Genomic DNA, 22379 nt, shown 5'->3' with positions numbered 1-22379 from the left:
ACAATAAAGGTAAATCGCTATAATGCGTCTATAAAGTTATATATTAAACATTTTGACGGAATGAGTATGTTATAGGCCATCTGCGTGAATGCATTGCTGCGTTCATAAAAGAGAGGGAGTTCCATGGCTGAAAGAACTTCCAGATGAAGGATAACAGAAAGCTAATCCTGAGTGCAGCTAATCCCTGCCGTATTTCCGCGTTAAGGATCTGAGAGATGGAAGATTGTCTAATAAACCGGATAAGGGTCTGGTCTTTATACTATTAACTTCCATAATCAGGGTGGTACCGCGAGCAAGCTCTCGTCCCTGTTCAGGGATGAGGGCTTTTTTTGTTGTTTTTAAAAGATTTTACATATTTTAGGAGGTTGGTTAGAATGAAACAATTATCAGGTGCTGAAATACGCCGAATGTTCCTGGATTTCTTTAAAGAGAAAGGGCACGCTGTTGAACCGAGCGCATCCCTCGTTCCTCACGAAGATCCTTCCCTTCTCTGGATTAACAGTGGTGTCGCCACTCTGAAAAAATATTTTGACGGCCGTGTCATCCCAGAGAACCCAAGGATTACAAATGCCCAAAAATCCATCCGCACCAACGATATCGAAAATGTCGGCAAAACAGCAAGACATCATACTTTTTTTGAAATGCTGGGCAACTTCTCAATTGGTGATTACTTTAAAGAAGAAGCAATCGTCTGGGCTTGGGAGTTTTTGACTGATAAAAAATGGATCGGCTTTGCTGAAGAAAAGCTTTCAGTTACGATTCATCCTGAAGATGATGAAGCATTTAACATCTGGCGGGAAAAAGTGGGAGTGCCGGAAGAGAGAATTATCCGTTTGGAAGGAAACTTCTGGGATATTGGAGAAGGCCCAAGTGGTCCAAATACAGAAATCTTCTATGATCGCGGTACTGAATATGGAAATGACACAGAAGATCCTGAACTATATCCCGGCGGTGAAAACGATCGCTATTTAGAAGTTTGGAATCTTGTGTTTTCTGAATTCAACCATAATCCAGATGGCACTTATACGCCGCTTCCTAAGAAAAATATTGATACCGGGATGGGGCTTGAGCGGATGGCATCTGTCGTTCAAAATGTTCCTACCAACTTTGATACAGACTTATTTATGCCGATTATCCGGGGAACGGAAGAAATCTCAGGCCGGAAATATGGAGCATCAAAAGAAACGGATGTTGCATTTAAAGTTATTGCTGACCATATCCGCACAGTGGCATTTGCAGTGGGTGACGGTGCTCTGCCTTCTAATGAAGGACGGGGCTATGTATTAAGAAGATTGCTTCGCCGTGCTGTCAGATATGCTAAACAAATTAATATAAACGAGCCATTTATGTATGAATTGGTGCCTGTGGTAGGAGAAATTATGCATGACTTCTATCCGGAAGTAAAAGAGAAAACAGAGTTTATCCAAAAGGTCATCAAGAACGAAGAAGAACGTTTCCATGAAACACTTCATGAAGGTCTAGCCATTCTTTCATCTGTTATCAAGAAAGAAAAGGAAAAAGGCAGCGATACGATTCAGGGTGAAGACGTTTTCCGTCTTTATGATACGTACGGATTCCCTGTTGAGTTAACAGAGGAATATGCTGAAGAAGAAGGTATGAAAGTGGACCATGCCGGATTTGAAAAGGAAATGGAGGGACAGCGTGAGCGTGCACGTTCAGCACGTCAGGATGTAGATTCCATGCAGGTTCAGGGCGGTGTATTAGGAGAGCTGAAAACCGAAAGCAAATTTGTCGGATATGATAAGCTTCAGACAGAAGCCATAATAGCTGCAATTGTGAAGGATGGGCAATTAATTGAAGAAGCTCATGCTGGTGATGAGATTCAGCTGATCCTGAATGAGACACCATTTTACGCAGAGAGCGGCGGACAGATTGCTGACCAGGGAACTCTTGAAGCAGAAGGATTAATGGTTTCAATTAAGGATGTTCAAAAAGCTCCGAATGGACAAAACCTTCATAGAGCTGTCGTTGAAAAAGGAACGCTGAAGGCTGAAGCATCTGTACTGGCTGCCGTAAATGAGCAAATCCGTTCAAAGGTAATCAAAAATCATACTGCAACTCACTTGCTTCATCAGGCTTTAAAGGATGTTTTGGGAGGCCATGTTAACCAGGCTGGTTCTTTAGTAGGGCCGGATCGCCTGCGTTTTGACTTCTCTCATTTTGGGCAAATTACTTCTGAAGAACTTGAGAAAATTGAAGCGATTGTCAACGAACAAATTTGGCAAAGCCTTGAAGTTGAAATCAACAACAAGGACATTGAAGAGGCAAAGGCAATGGGGGCTATGGCTCTTTTTGGTGAGAAATATGGCAAGATTGTCCGGGTTGTTCAGGTTGGTGATTACAGTCTCGAGCTTTGCGGCGGATGCCATGTTCCTAATACTGCTTCCATCGGATTGTTCAAGATCCAATCGGAAAGCGGAATTGGCGCTGGAACTCGCAGAATAGAAGCAGTAACTGGCGAATCTGCATACAAGCTAATGAATGACCAGATTACTGTATTAAAAGAAGCTTCAGGCAAATTAAAGACCAATCCAAAAGATTTGTCCGCAAGAATTGATGTGCTGCTTGGAGAAATGAAGCAGATGCAGCGTGAAAACGAATCTTTAGCAGCGAAATTGGGCAATATTGAAGCAGGGAGCCTGGTATCAAAGGCAAAAGAAGTCAATGGCATTACCGTTCTTGCTGAGAAGGTCCAGGCATCAGACATGAATAACCTGCGCAATATGGCTGACGATTTAAAACAAAAACTCGGATCTGCAGTTGTTGTATTAGGCAGTGTAAACGAGGGAAAAGTGAATATTATTGCCGGGGTGACAGATGATCTGATTAAAAAAGGCTTCCATGCGGGCAAAGCGGTCAAAGAAGTTGCTGCAAAATGCGGCGGCGGAGGCGGAGGCCGTCCGGACATGGCTCAGGCTGGCGGAAAAGACCCGGAAAAACTTGAAAGTGCTCTGCAATTTGTAGAAGAATGGGTTAAATCCGTTTGATATCCCAGTAAAGTAGTGTAAAATGGAGGTAACCAAGAGAGATTGTTCATCATCAGGAAGAAACAGCTTGTTCTTCACCATGTTTTCCTGTCAGGAACAAGATCATTTATTGATCGCTCTGTTTATTCAGGCGGCAGGCCAAACAGTTATGAAGAGGGGGACAAGCGGGTAATGAACCGGATTCAATCCGGCAAATATAAGCTATCCTATCCTTCATGCAGAAAAGCGAGGTGTAAGATATGAGCTCATTTGACAAAACAATGAGGTTTAACTTTCCTGAAGAACCAATCGAACAGGATGTGAATGAAGTTCTGTTTCAAGTGTATGGTGCCCTCCAGGAAAAAGGGTATAATCCTATAAACCAAATTGTCGGTTATCTGCTGTCCGGGGATCCGGCTTACATTCCCCGCCATAAGGATGCACGCAATATCATCCGTAAACTTGAACGGGATGAGATCATCGAAGAATTGGTTAAATCATACTTAAAACAGCAGCGTGAGGGGTAAACATGCGGACTATGGGACTGGATGTCGGCTCTAAGACAGTCGGCGTCGCTCTAAGCGATGCGCTCGGATGGACAGCGCAGGGCTTGGAAACCATCAAAATCAACGAGGAAGAAAAAGAGTTTGGTTTTGAAAGAATTGGTGAAATAATAAAAGAGCATGAAGTCAGTAAAATTGTTGTCGGCTTGCCTAAAAATATGAATGGAACCATTGGCCCACGCGGTGAAGCCAGCCAGTTCTTTGCTTCAGAGCTGGAGAAGCTATTTGGCCTTCCGGTCGTATTATGGGACGAGCGTCTCTCAACAATGGCAGCTGAAAGAGTTTTGCTTGAAGCGGATGTCAGCCGCAAGAAACGGAAAAAAGTCATTGATAAAATGGCAGCCGTAATGATTTTACAAGGCTTTTTAAATAGCCAAATTTAATGAGGTGAACAGAAATGAACCATGGAGATAACAACATTACTGTAATTGACGAGGAAGGCAACGAGCAGCTTTGCGAAGTATTGTTCACGTTTGATTCCGAAGAATTCGGAAAGTCATATGTCCTTTACTACCCAGTGGGGGCCGATGAAAATGATGATGAAGAAATTGAAATTCACGCATCAGCATTCAGCCCAAGCGAAGACAGCAAGGATGGCGAGCTGCAGCCGATCGAGACAGAAGAGGAATGGGATCTAATTGAAGAAATGCTAAACACATTCCTTGATGAGCAGGAAGATTAATTAAACTGGCCCCCGGGCCAGTTTTTTATTTGCTTCTTTTTCGGCTGGAGCTGAATAAACCGAAAGTGCAAAATGTGGAAAAAAATGGCGAATCTTTTTGGTTTTTGTAATATCCTGCGACTTCCAAAAGAAAATATAGTATAATAAGCCCGTGATGTCTCAGGAACAAAAAGAAAATACAATTTCTTAGGCCAGTTGGCAAGAAAACGTGCAGTTAATTTACAATGCTGTTTTTGCAAAGTTTTTTGCTTTTATAATATTATTTACTGAGTTGATTGCAGCGGCAGGCGCGAGACTCCAGCGGGAGTAGCGGGGCAGGTGAGATCCCGCAGACGCGAAGCGTTGAGGAGGCTCACCGCCTGCCCCGAGGTTCGCTGAGCAGCCTGGAGCGGAAATCAACGGACAATATTGAAAGGCGAAAATAAACAAATTATACGAAAAGAGCCATTTACAAAGCTAAGGTCTTTGGAACGGGGGGATATGTGATGTCGGCAGACGATCAAAAAGGGAAAAAAGAAATAATACGCGAAAAAATGATTGAGCGCCAAGGTGAAGCAAAAGTAGTCCGTAAAATTGTACTGATAGTTGCAATCATATTATTAATCTCAGCTGCTGCAGTGCTCGGCGGCGGATATTTTTATATTAATTCAGCTTTAAAGCCTGTTGATCCCGATAATAATAAGCCGAAAAAAGTAGAGATACCAATCGGGTCATCTGTTACAGGAATCGGCACGGTCCTTGAAGAAAATGGAATTATCAGGGATGCACGTGTTTTTAAATATTATGTGAAATTTAAGAATGAAGCTGGATTCATGGCAGGAGAATATGAATTGAAGCCTTCCATGAATATGAAGGAGATTCTGGATAGCTTGAAAACAGGTAAGGTAATGGAAGAAGTTGCTTTCAAGATCACCATTCCAGAGGGAAAACAGCTTGAGCAGATAGCAGGGATCATTGCAGAAAAAACTGATAAAAAACCAGAAGATGTGTTGAAAAAACTTAATGAAAAAGCTTTTATTAAGTCTTTAATGGCAGAATATCCTGAATTGCTTACAAAGGAAATCCTGGGTGAGAATATTAAATATCCTCTTGAGGGATATCTATTTCCGGCAACCTATCCTTTTTACAAAGAAGATCCGACTATAGAGGAAATTGTCAAAGTTATGCTTGATAAAACGGCTTCAGTTATTAAAGAGTATAGCGGTGATATGGAGAAGCAGGAATATACTCCGCACAAATTATTGACAATGGCATCGCTCATAGAGGAAGAAGCAACGGCGAAAGTAGACCGTGATCAGATTGCGAGTGTTTTCTACAACCGGATTGACACAGGAATGCCTCTGCAGACAGATCCAACTGTCCTGTATGCACATGGTGAACATAAATCAAGGGTCCTATATAAAGACTTAGAAATCGACTCACCATACAACACATATAAGTACCCTGGACTGACTCCCGGTCCAATTTCAAATGCAGGAGTTTCCTCAATTGAAGCAGCATTGGTGCCTGCAGAAACGGATTACCTTTACTTCCTTGCTACATCATCAGGAGAAGTTCTTTTCTCAAAGACACTGGATGAGCATAATCAAAAAAAAGCACAGCATATATCAAATAATTAAATGGGAAAAGGGGAATGTGCAGATATAGCATTCCCCTTTTACTTATGGTAAAATAGATCAGGTGTTTTAATGTCTTTAAGATAGCGTAAATCACGGACAAGCATGGATACAGGCTCATCTAAGCCGGAATGCAGCACAGCGCATTTTCACATCCTATCTGTGAACGCTATTTTTTCATGTCTAAATAAAAAAACGGCTGAGACCTAAGTGTCTTTTAGAGCCCAGCTTGACAATAAAATTCCATCTGATCGAGGTGATGCCAGCTTGATGAACGATAAGCTGCATGCATATATAGAGGAAATAATACCTGAAAGATCCCAGTTACTGGACAAAATGGAGCAGTACGCCAAAGAGCATAATGTTCCAATCATGGAGCTGGCAGGAATCGAAGCGATGCTTCAGCTTTTGCGCATTCAAAAACCGAAAATGATTCTCGAAGTAGGCACGGCAATTGGCTATTCAGCACTCAGAATGGCGTTCGCAGTTCCTGAATCGAAAATTGTTACTATTGAACGCGATGCGGAGCGTTACCAGCTTGCCGAAAAGTATATAGAAGAAGCCGGGAAAAAGGAGCAAATCATCATCATTAAGGGAGATGCCCTGGAAGTCGAGGAAGATGTTGAAAAGCACGGATGCTATGATGCTATATTTATTGATGCAGCAAAAGGCCAATATCAGCGGTTCTTTGAAATCTATTCACGTTTTCTCTCAGATGGCGGTGTGATTATAACAGACAATGTCCTTTTCAAAGGCCTTGTGTGTGAACCAGATATAGAAAATAAACGTATCCGGAATATGGTTAGAAAAATTGATGTGTTTAATAAATGGCTAATGAGTCATCCTGAATATCATACAGTTATTTTGCCTGTTGGGGATGGCGTGGCAATTAGTAAAAAGAGGTGATTATAATGAATAAACCTGAACTGTTGGTAACGCCAACAAGTGTTGAAGATATCGGGCCCCTTGTGTCTGCGGGTGCAGATGCCTTTGTTGTAGGAGAACAGCGGTATGGACTGAGACTTGCAGGGGAATTCACAAGGGAAGATGTGAAAGAAGCGGTTCAACTTGCGCAAAAACATGGGAAAAAAGTGTATGTGGCGATGAACGCTTTATTTCATAATGATAAAGTGCCTGAACTTGAAGGCTATATCAGTTTTTTAAATGAAATAAATGTTGATGCAATCATTTTTGGAGATCCTGCTGTATTAATGGCCGCCCGCTCGGCTGCGCCGGACATGAAGCTCCATTGGAATACAGAAACTACTGCAACAAACTGGTATACATGCAACTACTGGGGCAGAAAAGGTGCAAAACGCGCAGTCCTTGCAAGAGAGATTAATATGGATGCCATCATTGAAATAAAAGAGAATGCCGAGGTAGAAATTGAAGTGCAGGTTCATGGCATGACTGCCATGTTCCAATCAAAGCGCTCCCTGCTGGGCAATTATTATGAATACCAGGGGAAAGCCCTGGAAGTGGAAAACCGCAAACAGGAAAAAAATATGTTCCTTCACGATAAGGAACGGGAAAATAAATACCCGATTTTTGAAGATGAAAATGGCACTCATATCATGAGTCCTAATGACATCTGCATTATAGATGAACTGCAGGAAATGATTGAAGCGGGCATTGATTCATTTAAAATTGACGGGATATTAAAAACTCCTGAGTATATTGCTGGAGTGACTAAACTCTATAGAAAAGCTATAGATCTATGTGTCGAAGATCCGGACCAATACGATGAAATAAAAGATGGTCTTCTCACTGAAGTTGAAGAAATTCAGCCGGCGAATCGTCCGCTTGATACCGGATTCTTCTTTAAGGAAACTGTCTACTAATTTGACTATATTAAAAAGAAAGAGGAGGAAGCTCTATGGCAGCGGTAAAAGAAAAAATTTCCGAAATTGTCAACGGCAAACGGGTTATTGTAAAAAAGCCTGAATTGCTTGCTCCGGCTGGAAACCTTGAAAAGCTGAAGATTGCCGTCCACTATGGTGCCGACGCTGTGTTTATCGGCGGACAGGAATACGGCCTTCGTTCAAACGCAGGCAACTTCACTTTTGAAGAAATGAAAGAAGGCGTAGAATTCGCCAAAAAATACGGAGCAAAGATCTATGTTACAACTAATATTTTTGCTCATAACGAAAATATTGATGGTCTTGAGGAATATTTGCTGGGCCTTAAGGAAGCAGGAGTTGCAGGAATCATTGTGGCAGATCCGCTGATCATTGAAACCTGCCGCCGTGTTGCACCGGAGATAGAAGTGCATTTAAGCACACAGCAATCCCTCTCCAACTGGAAGGCAGTCGAGTTCTGGAAGGAAGAAGGATTGGAGCGTGTCGTCCTTGCGCGTGAAACAAGTGCGGAGGAAATCAAAGAAATGAAGGAAAAGGTTGATATTGAAATTGAAACCTTCATTCATGGGGCGATGTGTATTGCCTACTCCGGGCGCTGCACACTCAGCAACCATATGACTGCACGTGATTCCAACAGGGGCGGCTGCTGCCAGTCCTGCCGCTGGGATTATGATTTGTATCAGCTTGAAGGAGAAAATGAAGTACCTTTATACAGCGAAGGAGATGCTCCTTTTGCGATGAGTCCTAAAGATCTTAAGCTGATTGAATCAATTCCGCGTATGATCGAATTGGGAATTGACAGTTTAAAAATTGAAGGACGCATGAAATCCATCCATTACATTGCAACAGTAGTAAGCGTGTACCGCAAAGTGATTGATGCCTATTGTGCAGATCCGGATAACTTCCAGATTAAGCAGGAATGGCTTGAAGAGCTTGATAAATGTGCAAACCGCGAAACGGCGACCGCTTTCTTTGAAGGGGTTCCCGGGTATAAAGAGCAAATGTTTGGAAATCATAGCAAAAAGACGAATATCGATTTCGTCGGGCTTGTGCTGGATTACAATCCGGAAACACAAATTGTTACCCTGCAGCAGAGAAACAAATTTATGCCTGGAGAGGAAGTAGAATTCTTCGGCCCTGAAATTGAAAACTTTACACAAGTCATCGATAAAATATGGGATGAAAAAGGCAATGAGCTTGATGCAGCGCGCCATCCGCTTCAAATTGTTCAATTTAAAATTGATAAGCCGGTATACCCTGACAACATGATGCGAAAGGAGCTCTAATCAATGAAACGCAAACCCGTTGTAATTGGGGTGGCCGGCGGTTCCGGCTCAGGAAAAACGAGCGTAACTAAAGCGATTTATGACCGATTCAAAGGGCACTCAATCCTTATGATCGAACAGGATTATTATTATAAGGATCAGACTCATCTGCCCTTCGAGGAAAGACTGAAGACAAATTATGACCATCCGCTTGCATTTGACAACGACCTGCTTATTGAACATATTGAAAGCCTGCTGAAATATGAGCCGATAAGAAAACCTGTATATGATTATGCCATGCATACAAGGTCTGAAGAAGTAATTGAAGTCGAACCAAAGGATGTCATCATCTTAGAGGGCATTCTGATTCTTGAGGATGAGAGGCTCCGTAATCTGATGGACATGAAATTATATGTAGATACAGATGCAGACCTGCGGATCATCCGCCGCTTATTCAGGGATATAAAAGAGCGGGGACGCACCATGGATTCAGTCATTGAACAGTATGTAAATGTTGTACGGCCAATGCATAATCAATTTATTGAGCCGACGAAAAGATATGCTGACATCATTATTCCCGAAGGCGGGCATAATTACGTTGCCATTGATTTAATGGTCACAAAAATTCAAACAATTCTTGAACAAAAGTCATTTTTATGAAACAATAGCATTGAAAATGTTCTATAGGACTTATCCTTTTACCGAGTGGCTTTTTTAGATCTATTGCTTGTCCCGGTTCAATATAACCGTCAGCTAAATCTTACAGAGCCGGTCAATATAAAAAGATGATCTGCGCGCCCTTTAACAAAGGACGCGCTCCTGTTCATTTTCTTGATAATATGATAAAAAGAAGTACATACATTATAGAACACATCCTTTTAAAGGATGTGTAATTCGAAGGAGTGAAGGTTTTGGCTACAGAAAAGGTTTTCCCAATGACACAGGCAGGTAAAGAAAAACTTGAGCAGGAACTTGAATACTTAAAATCGGTTAAACGCAAAGAAGTAGTTGAACGTATAAAAATCGCAAGAAGCTTCGGAGATCTTTCCGAGAACTCGGAATATGATTCAGCAAAAGAAGAGCAGGCATTTGTTGAGGGCCGGATTACTACTCTTGAAAATATGATCCGCAATGCAAAAATCATTCAAGAGGAAGAAATGGCTGGAGATATCGTTGGACTTGGCCGTTCCGTTACGTTCGTGGAGCTTCCGGATGGAGACGAAGAAACTTACACTATCGTAGGAAGTGCCGAGGCGGATCCTTTTGAAGGTAAAATCTCAAACGATTCACCAATTGCCAAGAGCCTGATTGGACGTACAGTCGGAGACGAAGTTACCGTTCAGACTCCTGGAGGAGAAATGAACGTACGCATTGTTTCCATTAAATAAGAATAGCTGGTTTGAAATCAGAAAACCTCGTCAAGACTTTTGACGAGGTGTTTTTTATGTGGAGAAAAAGAGCAGTTGGCTGGCTAATCGTTAGTTTCATAATTCTTTGTTTTTTAATGGGAAGGCTTATACAGCTGCAGCTTGTTTCAACAGAGCATTTTACAGGCAGGGAAATCAATCTTTTGGAAGCAAGTGTCCGTCAGCGCTCCCAGGAAATGATTATCGATGCCGGGAGAGGGGATTTTCTTGATCGCAGCGGTAATCCCATGACTTTTGAAAACAAATCTGTTCTTATATTATTCCCCTTCCTCGCAAGAATGGATTGGGATATAAAAAAGATATCTGAAATTACGGGTGCTTCGGAGTATTCTTTGCGTCATTCTGTTGAGAATGCAAAAGAACCTTTTGCATTTGGAAGCCCGCAGCCCATTCAGCTGTCTTACGATCAAATGGAGAAAATCAATGATTTGAAAATTCCGGGTGTCTTTGCTGTTGAAAAGAAATACAGCCGTTCCGAAAAACCCGCATCCCAGCTAATTGGAATTACCGGCCAAAATCAGGACGTCCTTAATGAAAGGTACCCGGACAAAGATCTGTCTCCTGACACAATGATCGGCATTACTGGCATGGAGAAGAGCTTTGATGAATTTCTGCTTCCTGAAGGGGCATCAAAACTTGTTTATCATGTAGATGGAACAGGCGGACCCCTGTTTGGCATCGATGTAAAATATGTTGAACCGGCAAATCCCTTTTATCCGGTTAATATTAGGACAACTTTGGACTATGATTTGCAAATGATGGCTGAAAAATTGGCGGATCAGCATGGGATTAAAAAAGGCGGTATTGTCCTGCTTGATATAGAGACTAATTCAATTTTGGCAATGGTGTCGCGTCCATCCCTTAATAAACATAATCCATTTGATGAAGAAAGCAGAGGGACGATTAATCATATGATTAAACAGCAGATCATGGGATCGGTTTTTAAAACGGTAGTGGCAGCAGCCGCAATTGACCATGGTCTGGACGACCCTAAAAGGCAATTTGACTGCAGCAGGAAAATAAATGGGGAGCCGGATCTTAAATATCAGCATGGCATGCTGAATTTCGATGAGAGCTTTGCCAGGAGCTGTAATAATACATTTGCATCCATTGCTAAGGAATTAAAAGATATTAACCCGGATCTCCTTGAGGAGTATGCAGACAAACTGTCATTAATAGGTCCTGTAAGCTGGGAGGGAGATATTTATCACTTCAGCGATTTTAAACAGCTTCAGGACGAAGAAAAAGGACGGGTGTTTCTGTCTGAAGATGCTAAGAAAGACAGTAATTTTGCAGGCCTGACAGGAATTGGACAGCATGAGGTGAGAACTACTCCACTTGCTGTTGCCAACATGATGGCAGCTATAGCCAGAGGGGGAGAGAAAGAAATGGTCCGGGTTGCGTCAGAAATTGAATATAAAAACAGTACATCTCTTATAGAATTCGAGAAACAGAAGCTGCAGGGAGAAATAATTGCCCCGTTTACCGCTATGAAGCTTCAAAGGCTGCTAAGGGAAGTCGTAATCAATGAAGAAGGGACCGGCCGCTGGTTTAAAGAACTTCCTTACGAAGTTGCAGGCAAATCCGGCACTGCTGAAACGGGCATAATGGCAGATGGAAAGCAGCTTCACAATAAATGGTTCGCGGGTTATTTTCCATATAAAAATCCAAAATATGCCCTTGTAACTGTAAATCTGGAGGTTACTGAAGACACAGGAGGAGTGAATCCGCTCTTTGCTGATATCATCAAAGAAATCTATAACTATAATCATAACCAGGAAACTCCTCCATTGGGCTCTGCAGACCAGTAAACAAATATGGTATAGTGTAACTTTCCGAATACTGCTGTCGTCCATTTAATTGCCGGCAGTACAGGTGTCCATAGGTTATTTCTTTTAACATAACCTGATTCCGTGTTAGAATGTTGACAGCCGCTGTTTGAGTAAAGTAATCCTCATTTTTTATATTAATTTCTTTCAAAGTATGTAGATTTGTGCACTAAGTATATACACTGAGTTGATCTTCGCTGTGGGCACTTGACTTCTGCGGGAAGTGAGGGAATGCGAGACCCCACAGGCAAAGCCGAGGAGGCTCGCAGGACTCCCCGCGGGTTCGCTGCGTGCCTGGAGCGGAAATCAACAGACTAAATTATAAGTGAAAATTATATTATATTAGTGCATTAATCAGTTCATTTTGATATTTACTTGTAATTCTGACAGATTGGGGAGGAGAAAGTCTTGAAAGGGAATAACAGAGAATCCCGTTTTGGTAAACGGGAAAAAAGAAAAAAAACCAATATCATCTTAAATAGCCTTATTGCACTTGTCATCATCCTTATTATTGTTGTATCAGCCAAGATATTCTTTGGCGGTAATAATGACCAGGCACTTCCTGCCGATGAACAGACAGCATCTGAATCGAAGCAAAATGAGAAAAACAAGGAAGACAAGGGCAATGATATAGAGCAAAACGAGGATAAAGACGAAGAGAAAGCAGATAAAGAGTCTGAAGAAGAAGAAAAAGAAACAGAAGAGAATGCTGAAGATGAACCTGAAGAAGATAAAGAACAAGTCGTAACAGAAGGCGGAAGCGGACCTGACGTTGAAAAAACGATTGAAAATCCATCATGGAAACCAGTCGGAACCTCTCAAACGGGAGAGCATACTGCTGTCTACGATCAAAATCATGCAGATTGGCAGGAAATGCTCAGTGCCATTTCTTATGCGACAGGTGTTGATCAGGGGAATATGACTGTTTGGTTCCTCGGAAATAATGGGCCCAATAGCTCTGTTGGGACAGTTTCCACAAAAGATCAAAGTGAAAAGTACCGTGTCTATATAGACTGGGTTGACGGAGAAGGATGGAAGCCATCCAGAGTAGAGGTCTTAAATGCAATAAATTAGTTAATAAGGACGCCAAGGCGTCCTTATTTTTTTGCTTTATAGTGAACCACCGCCGAGAAATAAGTCCTTCCATTCTCATCAAGATGCATTTGATGCGATACGTGGTGGACAGATAAAAGGATGGCTTTATTATGCTCAATCTGTAAATTTATCTTCTTTTCAAGCTCCTTTAAAGTAGGAGCCTCATAAAACTCAACCTTATCTTCTATCAAATCAAACTGGAAATTCATCGTGATTCCCCCTTCCCTTCGATACTATCTTTTATTTTATGGGGTGAGTTTTAGTCTGGCAACTTTCAAAACCTGAGAAGTTAATGCATGAATTATTTACGAATATGGCAAACATCCCGTCTATGATGGTAGAATAGAGTTTGCATAAATCATATGGGCAAACTAATTCCATGAATGTAATCAAAGCATAGAAAGAGGTCTTAAAATGAAAATAGCTATTATTGGAGCAATGGAAGAGGAAGTTACTTTACTTAGAGATAAAATAGAAGATAAGCAACAGGATACTATTGCAGGATGCGAGTTTACAGCAGGAAAAATGAGTGGTGCGGATATTGTGCTGCTCCGTTCTGGAATAGGCAAAGTAAATGCAGCCATGTCGACTGCCATCCTTTTGGAGCGGTACAAGCCGGATTATGTCATTAACACCGGTTCAGCTGGAGGATTTAATCCTGAACTGAATGTGGGAGATACGGTAATTTCGACTGAGGTTAGACATCATGATGTAGACGTTACCGCTTTTGGCTACGAATATGGACAGGTACCTCAATTGCCGGCAGCATTCGAAGCCGATCACAGCCTCGTGCAGATTGCTGAAGCATGCGCCAAGGAAATCGGGGATATCCAGGTTGTAAGAGGGTTAATTGCAACAGGTGACTCCTTCATGAGTGATCCTGCAAGAGTGGATTATATCCGTGATAAATTTACAGACCTTCAGGCAGTAGAAATGGAAGCAGCAGCGGTTGCTCAGGTTGCGCATCAGTTTGAGACTCCTTTTGTTGTCATCCGTGCCCTGTCAGACATTGCAGGAAAAGAATCTGATGTTTCATTTGAGCAATTTTTGGAGAAGGCAGCACTTCATTCTGCTACACTTGTAATGAAGATAGTAAATGCCCTTAAGAATAACAAATAACTTTAAAAAGGGATAATCTCTTCCCTATTTTTCCTATCTTACATTATTTACATCACCTTCAAACTTGCTAAGTATGTTAAAGTAGAAACATAGTCTTTCTTAGAAGGTGATAATAAATGATGAACGAAGCAAAGAACTTATATCAAAAAATGGTTGATTTCAAGCGGTTTGCAATTTCAATGCTCGCTGTCGGATCGTTTTTTTACATTGGCTTAATTATCCCTGACACTGCAAATACAGTTTCTGATTTATATATAATGGCTGGATCTTCTTCAGCTTTCCTTATAGGCTCAATCCTTTTCTTTATCCTTTCCAGACGATGCAGAACGAAATTGAATGAAACGGATGAAGGTCAGGAATACCTCATGAGAAAATAAGTAAAATCAACGTCCGGATATCCGGGCGTTTTTTTCATTGGCTATTTTCGTAAAGTATGTTGCTTCTTAATAACGAACACCGCACGAAGGAAATGCGTCAGCATTTTCAAATGCCCACAGCGAAGAGCAACTCACTAAACTACACCCTGCAGCGGAAATTAACAGGCTGTATTTATAAAACAAAAAAATAAAATTAAAATTTATCAAAAAAGGTTTACAAACTGCATAATCGTGGATATAATTACCAGTGTAAGTGAAAATTCTAAAAAGGAGGTCGAATGAAATGATGTTAACTGCAATTGTATTAGGAACACAGCTAAATAAATATTGTACAAATTCGACCTACATGGAATGGATCGCTTAGATTTGCTTTATTGACATTACATATCCATGCCGCAGGGAGAATTGTGCCCTGCGGTTTTTTATGCCTTAATGGCAGGCCGCTGGGAGTATATCTCTTTGCGGCTTTTTTGTGCCTTTTGGCAGGATATGAAAGAGGAGGTGGAATATCTAATGACATTAAATATCTTATTTTTAACAGTCACGATAAAAAAACGTCACGTATCAGCAGAAGATGTTGTTCGTGAACAAATGGTTGAAAAAATTATTGAGCAAAACCGTGATCGTCAATTCTCAATTTACCGTCCATTTTAATTTCAGTGACAAAAAAACAAGAAAGGTGGTTTGTTAGATGATTTACATTTTACAAGGACGTCAGGCAATTTTTTGGGTGGAGAAAGATTCCACCTAACAAAGCTGTAACCGGTTAGGAGGTAAGGAGCGTGTCTTTGCATATTTTAATTTTAACCTTGAAATTCCGAAAGAAAAGGAACTGATCCACTTGATGCTGATTAACAGAATGTTCACATTCCTCCCTTTTTCTGAAGCAGAAACCATGTTACATTAAAGAAAATAAGGAATTAAAAAAGGGGTGTGGAGGATGTTCTGGATCGTAATGGGATTAGTTGTGTGCGGTACTGTCGGCTGCATCATTTCTGCTGAGGTAAGCGTAATAGAGTAATATGAAATATAAAAAATAGGACTGACTTCCGGAATTGAGAAGTCAGTCCTTTTTGTTAGGGTAAATCCAGAGAAATAGGACAATTCCAGAAACTGCGATCAATATCAGCACGGTCTTTAAAGAAAAACCTTCAAAAATAAACTTTGCAAGGCTGTCAAGAAAAACAATAAAAAATACGAGGGCTAAAATTATTCTCTGACCATTCAAATTATCAAGACCTCTTTCTTCCTGATTATTTATATAACTTGAAACGGAGCTATGTATACCGCATGCAGGCGATAAAAATTATACCATGAATAATTATATCCTATCATCATAGCGAAAAGCTTTATTGAAGGACTATTGGCTGAAAAAATGAGGGACGGAATTTTTTCTGAGGAAATTATCTGAATTGGACAGACAAAAACAACTCCATCCATACATAGGAATTAGTTATAGGCATTTTTGAACGCATTATAAGCGGGGGTGGAACGATGTCCGGTATTTTAACTGCACTCGGGTTTTTGGTTAAGGAGATAGTGTTTCTTGTATCTTATGTAAAAAATAATGCATTTCCTCAACCGCTGTCTCCTGCAGATGAAAAGAAATACCTGCGTTTGATGGCTGCTGGCGATTCGCATGCCCGTAATATGCTTATTGAACATAATCTAAGGCTCGTTGCCCATATTGTAAAGAAATTCGAAAATACAGGAGAGGATTCTGAGGATCTGATTTCAATAGGGACAATCGGACTGATAAAGGCCATCGAGAGCTATTCGGAAGGGAAAGGCACAAAGCTTGCCACCTATGCAGCCCGCTGTATTGAGAATGAGATACTGATGCACTTACGGGCACTGAAGAAGACTAAAAAAGATGTATCCCTTCATGATCCTATTGGGCAGGACAAAGAAGGCAATGAAATATCTCTTATTGATGTTCTTAAGTCGGAATCTGAGGATGTTATTAATACGATTCAGCTAAATATGGAGCTGGAAAAAGTGAAGGAGTATATTGATGTTTTAGATGACAGAGAAAAAGAAGTCATTGTCGGCAGGTTCGGACTTGACCTGCAAAAAGAAAAAACACAAAGAGAAATTGCCAAAGAGCTTGGCATATCAAGAAGTTATGTCTCCAGAATTGAAAAGAGAGCATTAATGAAAATGTTTCATGAGTTTTATCGGGCGGAAAAAGAAAAAAGGAAAAGTAACAGCTAAAGGGACAGTTTGACTGTCCCTTTAGTTATTTAATTCTGCCGTTTTTCAATAGGAGCTTCCAGTTCTCACTGCTGTCTGCAGATTCATATACATCTTTTAGATAAGTTGAAACAGCAAGCTTTCCGTCAGATTTATGTTCGGCAGCAATGTATGTAATAGGGTTGTCATAGCTGAGAAAAGGGATTTTAACCTGTGAGTTTTCCATCGTTTTAAGATCAATTTTGCTCATTTGGACCTTTTCCTGATCTGCATAGGCATAATACAAGCTGTTTTCCGTAAATGCGAGGGCTGTAGCCATAATTGGCTCAGATACTAACTTTACAGTTTCCCCTTTATCCTGTGAGTAAAAGATGCCGCTTCTTGTTGACATGGCCATGATTTCAGGATTAGTTGGATGTGCCGCAATCATACCAAGTGTGTCGGCCTCAAGTCCTTTTAAGCTGACTGGATCCCATGTTTTTCCTGCGTCCTGAGAGCGGTATACACCTGCCTTGAGTTCATCGATATTTTCCTGATTGATCATATAGATTAGATTGGTATCATAGCCTGCAGCTAGAAAAGGAAAGGAACTTGTTCCGTTAAAAGCCAGTTTCTTGAAAGAGGCTCCTTTATCTGTACTTTTCACAATTCCAAGAGGGTTTTTTATAACGGAATTCTTATCAGGATGGCCGCTGACAATAAATCCATCTTTGACAGCCTGAAATCCCATATAGTCATGGTTAAGAGAAGTCGTCTCATGCCAAATGCCATCTTTGAAAAATTTTAAGCCTTCGCTGGATGAAAGGTAAAGTCCGGCATCATTTCCGGGATATCCAATTCCTTGAATATGCTCGATTTGCTGAGCTGAGGCCTCAATAATAGTATAATCAGTCGCTTCTGAAGTTTTATTTGAAGGTTCATCAGCAGTTTTCTTATTTTGCTCATCCTCCACAGAACAGCCGGCAGTGAGCAATAAAAGGAGAACCGCCAAAATCGTTCTGCCATGTTTCATTCGTTTCACTCCAATCCATAACTTTCAATGGTTATAATTATCGATGTCATTATATAGTATTTCAGCCAAAAATAAAAAACCCTTGCCTGTGGAAGGGTTCAAATTAATGGCTACCTGTTATGAGTGAAGAAAAAACTTATTTCTCTCCTGATACTTGATATCGGAAAGGTGTTTTGTCATTTTGCCTGACCCCTTACAGGCAGGGCAGGTTTTCTTTATGAATTTACATGCTGTTATGCTGCCTGTGCCTTTGCATTTTTTGCAGATTGAGATAATCTTCATTTAACACTCCTCCCATAAAATTCCTTCTAGTATATTCTATGAATTATACTAATAGAGGTGCAAAGAAAACATCAGTTTTAAACCGTGATTTAGTACAAAAGCCTAAGCGATTGTCCATTTAATACATATCTTAGTAATAGAAGGCGAAGGGAGGTAATTGGTTATGCCTTATGGTTATGGCTGTTATCAGGTTCCCCCTCCTTATCCATGCGGTTATTATGGCGGAGGCGGTTTCTGGCTGGCCCTCGCAGTTGTCCTGCTGATCTTGCTGCTTGTTTTTGGGGGATTTGCTTATTATGGCGGCTATTTCAGGTAGCGATAACCAGCAATTGGCTCATATCTTAGGATATGGGCTCTTTTATGTGTTATTTTATAGAAATTTCGGAAAAATCAAGGTATAATATTTCTGCAGCCGAAACTTTTTAAGGGGGGATTATATGACTGCAACAGCATATTCGTCCGTGTGGGATTTAGATGTTTTTTTTAAGGGTGGAAGCGACTCAGCTGAATTTAAACAGCATTTACAGGAAACAAGAAAACATATTGATTCATTTTCTAATCTAATACATAATTGGGAGCCTTCTAACTCAGCTGAAGATGCCGATGAAATAAGTAAAATTATTGAGCTGTTTCAGCAGACGGCAAGAAAAGTGCGCCAGGCCGGAGCTTTTGTCAGCTGTCTTCAGGCACAAAATATAGAAGACAAAAAAGCGAAAGACCTTAGAGGCGCAACTACTGAATTGAGTGCAGGTTTTCAAAACGCTTTAACTGTATTTGATCAGAAGCTGGCAAGTTTAGATCACGGTGCATGGGAGCAAATAATAGATGATCAAGATTTAAATGAACTCTCATTTGTATTAAGCGAGCGCCGCGAAAAAGCCTCAGAAAGGCTTTCGCAGGAGGAAGAGACTGTCATTAATGCTCTTGCTGTTGATGGTTACCACGGATGGGGCCAGATGTATGACGTAATAGTAGGAAACATAAAGATTCCATGCAATGAAAATGGGGAGGTAAAACAGCTGTCAGTTGGGCAGGCTGCCAATAAGTTTTCTAGCCCTGACCGAAAGTTGCGCAAGGAAGTTTTTGATAATTGGGAAAAGTCATGGAACAGCCAGTCTGACTATCTATCCAAGACTCTAAATCACTTAGCCGGCTTTAGATTAAATGTATATAAATTAAGAGGCTGGGATGACTTTCTTAAGGAACCGCTGGATTTAAACAGGATGAAAAAAGAAACCCTGGAGACAATGTGGGGGGTAATTTCCCGAAATAAAGCACCTCTTGTTCAATATTTGGAGAGAAAGGCAAAGCTTTTAGGTTTAGAGAAATTAAGCTGGTATGACCTGGATGCGCCGCTCTCCGAGTCAGAAACGAAATTATCCTATCAGGAAGGCGCAGAATTTATCCTTGAGCAGTTTGCCCAATTCGGAGAAGAGATGACCTCCTTTTCTAAAAAAGCCTTTGAAGAAAAGTGGATTGAAGCTGAGGACCGTCCAGGAAAGGCGCCAGGCGGTTTTCATACTTACTTTCCTGAAGACAGCCAATCAAGAATCTTTATGACATACTCAGGGACACCATCCAATGTTTCTACCCTTGCACATGAACTCGGGCATGGTTTTCATACATATGCAATGAGAGATCTTCATTTGCTGAATCGAAATTATGCCATGAATGTTGCAGAGACAGCTTCTACTTTTGCAGAAATGATTGTCTCTGATGCCGCAGTGAAAAAAGCAGGGTCAGAAGAAGAGAAGCTGGCACTATTAGAAGATAAAGTACAAAGATCTGTTGCACTGCTAATGAATATCCATGCGCGATTCCTGTTTGAAACCAGATTCTATGAAGAAAGAAAACAGGGGAATGTGAGTGCCGAACGTCTGAATGACATCATGGAGGCAGCCCAAAAAGAGGCTTATGGCGACGCGCTTGATGAGTATCATCCGTCCTTCTGGGCTTCAAAACTGCATTTCTTTATTACTGGCGTGCCATTCTATAATTTCCCATATACTTTTGGGTATTTATTCTCGCTCGGAATCTATGCACAGGCACTAAAAGAAGGGAAAGGATATGAAGAAAAATATATAGCATTATTAAAGGATACTGCATCGATGACAGTTGAAGATTTAGCGATGAAGCATTTAAATGCTGATTTAACCAAGCCTGAGTTCTGGGAAAGTGCCGTGCAATTATGCATGGATGATGTGGAAGAGTTCCTGGCATTAACAGGAGATAAATAAAATATAGAAGCCGCGCTCTAATTTTGAGCACGGCTTTTTTACATTTTTCTCAGCTTGAAAGGGCTTATCATTAAAATTGAAAGTATCAGCATTATGAAAAGGAATATAGGTGAAGGCCAATACGGGACAGCCAGAAAACATAAAGTGGCGAGGCATCCGGAAGCTGTTATTGGCAGGCCTGTAAAATAGCCGTTATTCTCACTAATGTTAAAACGGGCGAGCCGCAAAGCTCCACATCCTATATATAGAGCAGTCAGGAAGGCGCCGGGTGCCCCGAATGCATAAAGTACTCCCATGTAAAGGAGCAGTGCAGGTGCAACTCCAAACGAAATAATGTCACTCATCGAATCCAGCTGCTTTCCTAATTCCGATTCAATATTCATTTTCCTTGCTGCCATCCCATCAAAGCGGTCAGCAAGAGCTGCGATAAAGATCAGCAGCACACTCAATTTCAAATTGTCATTAATAGAAAACAAAATAGCAAAGCACCCTAAGAATAAGTTAGACAGAGTTAAGATATTGGCAGTCTGAGCCTTTAGCTTCTTAATGGTTAAATCAAGAACATCCTGAGAAAACATATCGAACACTCCTTGCAACGGGGGATCACAGCTTGCAGACTTTAGGAAGTTTTTCTAACAGCTATGTGTAAATGTCTTCTGGCAAATGGGAACTATAGGGAAGGGCGGAAAAAGAAGTAATCTGCAAATTTACTGAAGCTAATAATAAAAAAAGCGCCAAATCTGAGGAAGTCTATGGCAAACTTAGTTTTATATGTTATATAATAATATTTTATTCTATGCTTTTTATGCCTGTTCGTAAAGAACATATTTAGTTAGGGGGCATTTCCTTTGTTAAAACCTGTATATCGACTGCTGATTGAATTGACAAATGGAAGATGGACATCCGGTATACTTCAGAAATTTGCACAATCAAGTTTAAGCAGGAGGGTCATTCCTTCATTTTCAAGAATTTATAATATTAATGAGAGTGAAATGGAAAAAAAACTGCATGAATATCCAACACTTCATGAGTTTTTCATTAGAAAGCTGAAGGAAGGGGCACGAGTAACCGATGAGAGCCCTGATTCAGCAGTAAGTCCTGTAGATGCTGTAATCGAAGATATTGGGGATATCCGGGAGGATCGTATAATTACAGTAAAAGGGAAGAACTATTCCATCTCTGAGATGCTTGGTGCAAATAAAGCAGGGAAATATGCAGGCGGCACTTACATGATCTTTTATTTAAGTCCGAGCCACTACCACAGGATACACAGCCCGGTCACTGGAAAAGTAGCAGATCAATGGATTCTGGGGTTAAAATCTTTTCCGGTTAACAAATGGGGTTTAAAATATGGAAGAGAAACGCTTTCTAAGAATTTCCGGAGCATAACTGAAGTAAAGCATGGTGATTCAGCAATCGCAATTGTGAAGGTGGGTGCTATGTTTGTAAATTCCATCGAACTTACCCATGAAGGGGACCAGCTTGAAAAAGGAAAGGAAATGGCCTATTTTACATTTGGCTCTACCGTCATTCTCTTATTTGAGAAGGGGAAATTCCAGCTTGAAAAGTCAATTAAGACTCCTGCTCATATTAAAGTAGGAGAGCGGATTGGAACTCTATTGTGATTGTGCAGGCCAATTGTTCCGGTTTTAAATATGGAGAATAAAAAAAGCCCTATTCAGGGCTTGTCCATTTTTAGGATGTAACTTTTATTCTGTTTGATAGTGAACGACGGTGGATTTCTGTTTCAATTAAACGGATGAAGTCTTTGCTTAGCTGCAGTTCCTTTGCTTTATAATAGGATTCGATTAATAATTCATCTGACAGTTTACGCAT

Annotated in this window: 24 protein-coding genes; 20 read left to right on the top strand and 4 right to left on the bottom strand. The window is 40.8% G+C overall.

The window, feature by feature from the left end:
• The first annotated feature begins 374 nt into the window (after positions 1 to 374).
• The 13 genes from alaS (at position 375) to CE058_RS14485 (ending at position 13302) form a co-directional block, all read left to right on the top strand.
• On the top strand, positions 375 to 3008 hold the full coding sequence (alaS, locus tag CE058_RS14545) for an alanine--tRNA ligase (RefSeq protein WP_163143565.1): 2634 nt from the start codon (positions 375 to 377) through the stop codon (positions 3006 to 3008).
• 42 nt (positions 3009 to 3050) lie between these two features.
• Positions 3051 to 3251, top strand: coding sequence for a hypothetical protein (locus CE058_RS14540; protein WP_163143563.1), 201 nt, complete (start codon positions 3051 to 3053; stop codon positions 3249 to 3251).
• Positions 3248 to 3514: an IreB family regulatory phosphoprotein gene (locus tag CE058_RS14535; protein ID WP_009333061.1), complete on the top strand. Its 267-nt coding sequence runs from the start codon at positions 3248 to 3250 to the stop codon at positions 3512 to 3514. Before CE058_RS14540 ends, CE058_RS14535 begins: the two co-directional genes overlap by 4 nt.
• A gap of 2 nt (positions 3515 to 3516) precedes the next feature.
• Positions 3517 to 3933 (top strand): Holliday junction resolvase RuvX, encoded by a 417-nt coding sequence (ruvX, locus tag CE058_RS14530; RefSeq protein ID WP_174749524.1) that lies wholly within the window; start codon positions 3517 to 3519, stop codon positions 3931 to 3933.
• A gap of 14 nt (positions 3934 to 3947) precedes the next feature.
• Positions 3948 to 4232 (top strand): DUF1292 domain-containing protein, encoded by a 285-nt coding sequence (locus CE058_RS14525; RefSeq protein ID WP_009333059.1) that lies wholly within the window; start codon positions 3948 to 3950, stop codon positions 4230 to 4232.
• Between the two features lie 485 nt (positions 4233 to 4717).
• Positions 4718 to 5851 carry an endolytic transglycosylase MltG gene (mltG, locus tag CE058_RS14520; RefSeq protein ID WP_163143560.1) on the top strand — a complete coding sequence of 378 codons (1134 nt, stop codon included), beginning with the start codon at positions 4718 to 4720 and terminating at the stop codon, positions 5849 to 5851.
• A gap of 267 nt (positions 5852 to 6118) precedes the next feature.
• Positions 6119 to 6754 carry an O-methyltransferase gene (locus CE058_RS14515; RefSeq protein ID WP_163143624.1) on the top strand — a complete coding sequence of 212 codons (636 nt, stop codon included), beginning with the start codon at positions 6119 to 6121 and terminating at the stop codon, positions 6752 to 6754.
• A 5-nt stretch (positions 6755 to 6759) separates the two neighbouring features.
• Positions 6760 to 7689 (top strand): peptidase U32 family protein, encoded by a 930-nt coding sequence (locus CE058_RS14510; RefSeq protein ID WP_163143557.1) that lies wholly within the window; start codon positions 6760 to 6762, stop codon positions 7687 to 7689.
• 35 nt (positions 7690 to 7724) lie between these two features.
• The gene (locus tag CE058_RS14505) at positions 7725 to 8993 is read left to right on the top strand and encodes a peptidase U32 family protein (RefSeq protein ID WP_163143553.1); all 1269 of its coding nucleotides are present in this window, start codon (positions 7725 to 7727) and stop codon (positions 8991 to 8993) included.
• Positions 8994 to 8996: 3 nt separating this feature from the next.
• Positions 8997 to 9632: a uridine kinase gene (gene udk / locus CE058_RS14500; protein ID WP_076257413.1), complete on the top strand. Its 636-nt coding sequence runs from the start codon at positions 8997 to 8999 to the stop codon at positions 9630 to 9632.
• Between the two features lie 251 nt (positions 9633 to 9883).
• A complete protein-coding gene (gene greA / locus CE058_RS14495) occupies positions 9884 to 10360 on the top strand; it encodes a transcription elongation factor GreA (RefSeq protein WP_009333053.1) in 477 nt (158 codons plus the stop codon).
• A 56-nt stretch (positions 10361 to 10416) separates the two neighbouring features.
• Positions 10417 to 12210, top strand: a complete 1794-nt coding sequence (locus CE058_RS14490) for a peptidoglycan D,D-transpeptidase FtsI family protein (RefSeq protein WP_163143550.1) — start codon at positions 10417 to 10419, stop codon at positions 12208 to 12210.
• A gap of 426 nt (positions 12211 to 12636) precedes the next feature.
• Positions 12637 to 13302, top strand: a complete 666-nt coding sequence (locus CE058_RS14485) for a YrrS family protein (RefSeq protein ID WP_048010328.1) — start codon at positions 12637 to 12639, stop codon at positions 13300 to 13302.
• A 23-nt stretch (positions 13303 to 13325) separates the two neighbouring features.
• Here the strand turns inward: CE058_RS14485 and CE058_RS14480 are convergent, their stop codons facing one another.
• Complete coding sequence (locus tag CE058_RS14480) at positions 13326 to 13532, bottom strand: YrzA family protein (RefSeq protein WP_048010327.1); 207 nt, start codon at positions 13530 to 13532, stop codon at positions 13326 to 13328.
• Between the two features lie 205 nt (positions 13533 to 13737).
• Here CE058_RS14480 and mtnN point away from each other — a divergent pair, with 205 nt between their 5' ends.
• The 4 genes from mtnN (at position 13738) to sigK (ending at position 17033) form a co-directional block, all read left to right on the top strand.
• The gene (gene mtnN, locus CE058_RS14475) at positions 13738 to 14442 is read left to right on the top strand and encodes a 5'-methylthioadenosine/S-adenosylhomocysteine nucleosidase (RefSeq protein ID WP_048010326.1); all 705 of its coding nucleotides are present in this window, start codon (positions 13738 to 13740) and stop codon (positions 14440 to 14442) included.
• 116 nt (positions 14443 to 14558) lie between these two features.
• On the top strand, positions 14559 to 14819 hold the full coding sequence (locus CE058_RS14470) for a YrhC family protein (protein WP_048010325.1): 261 nt from the start codon (positions 14559 to 14561) through the stop codon (positions 14817 to 14819).
• 513 nt (positions 14820 to 15332) lie between these two features.
• On the top strand, positions 15333 to 15473 hold the full coding sequence (locus CE058_RS14465) for a YrzI family small protein (RefSeq protein ID WP_082139001.1): 141 nt from the start codon (positions 15333 to 15335) through the stop codon (positions 15471 to 15473).
• Between the two features lie 840 nt (positions 15474 to 16313).
• Positions 16314 to 17033 (top strand): RNA polymerase sporulation sigma factor SigK, encoded by a 720-nt coding sequence (gene sigK, locus CE058_RS14460; RefSeq protein ID WP_048010323.1) that lies wholly within the window; start codon positions 16314 to 16316, stop codon positions 17031 to 17033.
• Positions 17034 to 17058: 25 nt separating this feature from the next.
• Here the strand turns inward: sigK and CE058_RS14455 are convergent, their stop codons facing one another.
• Entirely contained in the window at positions 17059 to 18024 is a 966-nt protein-coding gene (locus CE058_RS14455) for a F510_1955 family glycosylhydrolase (RefSeq protein ID WP_163143547.1), read from the bottom strand.
• Positions 18025 to 18469: 445 nt separating this feature from the next.
• Between CE058_RS14455 and CE058_RS24785 the strand changes: the two genes are divergently transcribed.
• Positions 18470 to 18622 carry a hypothetical protein gene (locus CE058_RS24785; RefSeq protein ID WP_197087698.1) on the top strand — a complete coding sequence of 51 codons (153 nt, stop codon included), beginning with the start codon at positions 18470 to 18472 and terminating at the stop codon, positions 18620 to 18622.
• Positions 18623 to 18743: 121 nt separating this feature from the next.
• On the top strand, positions 18744 to 20543 hold the full coding sequence (locus tag CE058_RS14450) for a M3 family oligoendopeptidase (RefSeq protein ID WP_048010321.1): 1800 nt from the start codon (positions 18744 to 18746) through the stop codon (positions 20541 to 20543).
• A 38-nt stretch (positions 20544 to 20581) separates the two neighbouring features.
• Here the strand turns inward: CE058_RS14450 and pssA are convergent, their stop codons facing one another.
• Positions 20582 to 21121: a CDP-diacylglycerol--serine O-phosphatidyltransferase gene (gene pssA, locus CE058_RS14445; RefSeq protein WP_048010320.1), complete on the bottom strand. Its 540-nt coding sequence runs from the start codon at positions 21119 to 21121 to the stop codon at positions 20582 to 20584.
• A 270-nt stretch (positions 21122 to 21391) separates the two neighbouring features.
• On the opposite strand from pssA, the gene CE058_RS14440 reads away from it, so the two are divergent.
• Positions 21392 to 22168: a phosphatidylserine decarboxylase gene (locus CE058_RS14440; protein ID WP_048010319.1), complete on the top strand. Its 777-nt coding sequence runs from the start codon at positions 21392 to 21394 to the stop codon at positions 22166 to 22168.
• A 70-nt stretch (positions 22169 to 22238) separates the two neighbouring features.
• Here the strand turns inward: CE058_RS14440 and CE058_RS14435 are convergent, their stop codons facing one another.
• Positions 22239 to 22379, bottom strand: coding sequence for a sporulation histidine kinase inhibitor Sda (locus tag CE058_RS14435; protein ID WP_035331211.1), 141 nt, complete (start codon positions 22377 to 22379; stop codon positions 22239 to 22241).

This window comes from Bacillus sp. 22-7, from assembly GCF_010628845.1.
Classification (GTDB): Bacteria; Bacillota; Bacilli; order Bacillales; family Cytobacillaceae; genus Cytobacillus; species Cytobacillus firmus_B.
The sequence above is the reverse complement of the archived record's forward strand: the minus strand, read 5'-3'. Positions and strand labels throughout refer to the sequence as shown.